This is a genomic window from Alloalcanivorax profundimaris (assembly GCF_015265435.1).
Lineage (GTDB): Bacteria > Pseudomonadota > Gammaproteobacteria > Pseudomonadales > Alcanivoracaceae > Alloalcanivorax > Alloalcanivorax profundimaris.
Map to the genome: position 1 here is coordinate 1 of NZ_JABJWH010000026.1, position 3475 is coordinate 3475.

The 3475-nt window shown below is 71.9% G+C and carries 3 protein-coding genes; 2 read left to right on the forward strand and 1 reads right to left on the reverse strand.

The window, feature by feature from the left end; translation table 11 throughout:
- Positions 1 to 124 precede the first annotated feature (124 nt).
- Positions 125 to 1003, reverse strand: coding sequence for an AEC family transporter (locus tag HMJ39_RS13780; RefSeq protein ID WP_194297762.1), 879 nt, complete (start codon positions 1001 to 1003; stop codon positions 125 to 127).
- A 92-nt stretch (positions 1004 to 1095) separates the two neighbouring features.
- Between HMJ39_RS13780 and mnmC the strand changes: the two genes are divergently transcribed.
- On the forward strand, positions 1096 to 2976 hold the full coding sequence (gene mnmC / locus HMJ39_RS13785; RefSeq protein WP_194297763.1) for a bifunctional tRNA (5-methylaminomethyl-2-thiouridine)(34)-methyltransferase MnmD/FAD-dependent 5-carboxymethylaminomethyl-2-thiouridine(34) oxidoreductase MnmC: 1881 nt from the start codon (positions 1096 to 1098) through the stop codon (positions 2974 to 2976).
- 12 nt (positions 2977 to 2988) lie between these two features.
- Positions 2989 to 3381, forward strand: coding sequence for an MAPEG family protein (locus HMJ39_RS13790; protein WP_194297764.1), 393 nt, complete (start codon positions 2989 to 2991; stop codon positions 3379 to 3381).
- The last annotated feature ends 94 nt before the right edge of the window (positions 3382 to 3475 follow it).

The window sequence follows — 3475 nt, forward strand, 5'->3', positions numbered from 1 at the left end:
TTTCCGGGAACGCCGTGAACCCGTCCCTGGGGGCTCCCGGTTTGACATCCTGTCAAACAGGGTCCCGGAAAGGGGGCCACGCCGCTCCGCTCCGGGGTAACGCCGGCGGTTTTTTGGAGGAGGATTACGGCAAAGCCACGGCAAGAAGGAGCGGCAAGGTCAGGAAGGACAGAACGGTGGAGAACACCACCATGGCCGCCACCTCCTCCGGCCCCTGCCGGTAGGTCTGCGCAAGCAGGTAGTTGAACACCGCCACCGGCATGGTGGACTGAATCAGGATCACGCCACGCAACACGCCCTCCACCCCGGCCAGCTCGCACACCAGCCAGGCGGCGGCGAACCCCAGCGTCAGACGCAGCGCGGCGAAGCCGGCGCCGGGCCCCAGGTGGCGCACCCGCAGCTGGGACAGGGACACCCCCAGGGTGATCAGCATCAGCGGGATGGTCAGATCGCCGATCAGCCGCACGCTGTTGAACAGCCACTCCGGCAAGCGCACCTGGAACAGCACCATGGCCACGGCGATCACCACCGACACCAGGATCGGATGGCGGAACAGCTTCCAGGACAGCCCCTGGCCGCTGACCACCGCCAACCCGAAGGAGAACTGCACCACCGAGGTGAGCATCATCCAGGCCAGGGCCAGCGCCAGGCCCCGGTCGCCGAACGCCAACATGGCCAGGGGCAGGCCCATGTTGCCGGTGTTGGGGAACATCATCGAGGGCAGGAACACGCGCAGCGGGCGCCCGCACAGATGCAGCACCAGCCAGGCCACCAGGCCGGTGAGGGTGAGCACGGCCAGGAACAGGCCGGTGATGCGCGCCAGGGCCGCCATGTCCAGATCGCTTTTGCCCAGGGTGGCGACGATCAGGCAGGGCGTGGCCACGGTGGTGACCAGGGCGGTGACCATGCGGGTGTCGAAGGGCCGGCCGGTGCGGCCCCAGAAAAAGCCCACGCCGGCGCAGGCCAGCACCGGCGCCATCACCGCCCAGATTTTAGCGATCATGATATTATCCTTCGCCCCGGCGCGCGGCGCCGGGCGCATCCCGATTCAAGCGGCCCGATTCAAGTGGCGTAGTCTGAGGAGCCGGCCCCGACATGTCCAACGGCGATTTCGCCCCGATCCAGCCCGCTCGCCTGCACTGGCAGGACCACACACCGGTGGCGCGGGACTTCGACGATCCCTATTTTTCCCGCCAGGACGGCCGCGCCGAAAGCCGCTATGTGTTCCTGGACGGCAACCGCTTGAGTGAGCGCTTCGCCGCCCTCGCCGACGGCGACCGCTTCGTGATCGGCGAGACCGGCTTCGGCACCGGCCTGAACATGCTGCTGGCCGCCGCCCTGTTCCGCCAGCGGGCCCCGGCGGGGGCGCGGCTGGATCTGTTCTCGGTGGAAAAGCACCCGCTCGGCGCCGAGGATCTGGACCGGGCGCTGGCGGCCTGGCCGGACAGCGCCGACACCCCGGAGTGGGACGCGCTCCGCGATGCCCTGCGCCACCAGTATCCGCCGGCCTCGCCGGGCTGCCACCGGCTGTGGTTGGCGGACAACGTCGGCCTGACGCTGATGTTCGGCGACGCCGAGCCCCTGTGGCGGCTGTGCCCGGCGCGGGTGGACGCCTGGTTCCTGGACGGTTTCGCGCCGGCGCGCAACCCGGCCATGTGGCAACCGGCCCTGTTCGAGCAGCTCGCCGCCCACAGCCGCCCCGGCGCCACCCTGGCCACCTTCACCGCCGCCGGCGCGGTGCGCCGGGGGCTGGTGGACGCCGGCTTCCGGGTGGAGCGCATCGACGGCTTCGGCCACAAGCGGCATATGGTGGTGGGCACCTTCGGGCCGGACCCGGCGGCCTGGCGGCCCGGGCGCCAGCGCCGGGGCGAGGCGCTGGTGGCCGGCGCCGGCCTGGCCGGGGCCACCGCCGCCCGGGCCCTGGCGGAGCGCGGCTGGCGGGTCACCGTGGTGGACCCGGCGGGCATCGCCACGGCGGCCTCCGGCAACCACGCCGGGGTGGTCTACAGCACCCCCAGCCCGCACCTCACCGCCCAGAACCGCTTCTACCAGCTCAGCTACGGCCACGCCCTGCGCTGGCTGGGCCGCCACCGCTTCCCGGCGGACGGCCAGGGCGCCCTGAACGGCGTGATCCAGCACTATGTGGACGACAAGCAGCGCGCCAAGATCCGCGCCGCCGCCGACAGCGGCGCCTGGCCGGACTCGCTGCTGCTGGCCGGCGACGACCGCGCCGAGCTGCGCGGCGGCGGCTACCTGAACCCGCCAGCCTGGTGCCGCGCCCTGCTCGACCATCCGGCGATCCGGGTACGCCGGGCCGCCGTCACCGCCCTGGCCAGCGGCACGCCGGCCCGGGCCACCCTGGACGACGGCGAGCAGGTGGACGCCGACGCGATAGTGATCGCCACCGCCGGCGCCGCCAAGCAACTCACCGTGGACGGCGCCCCCCTGGACTGGCTGCCGCTCAAGCTGATTCGCGGCCAGGTGAGCTACTGCGCCGCCACCGGGGCCAGCGCCGCCTGGGACCGGGCCCGCTGCCATGGCGGTTACCTGACCCCGGCCCTGGACGGCCTGCACTGCGTGGGCGCCACCTTCGACCTGCACGACCCGGACCCGGCGCCCCGGGACCAGGACGACGCCGCCAACCTGGCGCAGCTGCGCCGGCACCTGCCGGACCACTGGGCGGAACTGGGCGGCGACGCCATCCGCGTGGTGGACCGGCGGGTGGGCCTGCGTTGCCAGAGCACCGACTTCCTGCCCCTGGCCGGCCCGCTGCCGGACCCGGCCCGGGACGACCTGGCCGCCCTGCCCGGCCTGTGGCTGAGCATCGCCCACGGCAGCCGGGGCATCACCGGCACGCCGCTGTGCGCGGAGATCCTGGCGGACCGCATCAGCGACGCGCCGCCGCCGGCGGACCGGCCATTGCTGGACGCCCTGGATCCGGTCAGATTCCTGAAACGACAACGAAAAAAACGATAACGAGGTTCGCCCATGTTTCCGATCACCGCCCTGTACGCCGCGCTGTGCGGCCTGTTGGTCCTGGCCCTGGCTTTCAACGTGGTGCGCTACCGCTTCGGCCGGGGGATTTCCCTGGGCGACGGCGGCGACGCGCGCATCACCCGGGCGGTGCGCGCCCACGGCAACGCGGTGGAGTACATCCCGCTGGCGCTGATCCTGATCGGCCTGCTGGAGGGCAACAACGCCAACGCCTGGGCGTTGCATCTGTACGGGGCGCTGCTGGTGCTGGGGCGGGTGGCCCATGCCTGGGGCATGACCGGGCCGGGCAGCGAGGTGAACAATTTCCGAAAGCTGGGCATCATCGCCACCTGGACGGTGTTCCTGGTCGCCAGCGTGCATTTGTTGGTGGTGGCCGTGGCGTACTGAAGCGGTGGTTCTCCATCGGGGCCGCGTCTCGGCGTGGCCCCCTTTCCGGGAACGCCGTGAACCCGTCCCTGGGGGCTCCCGGTTTGACATCCTG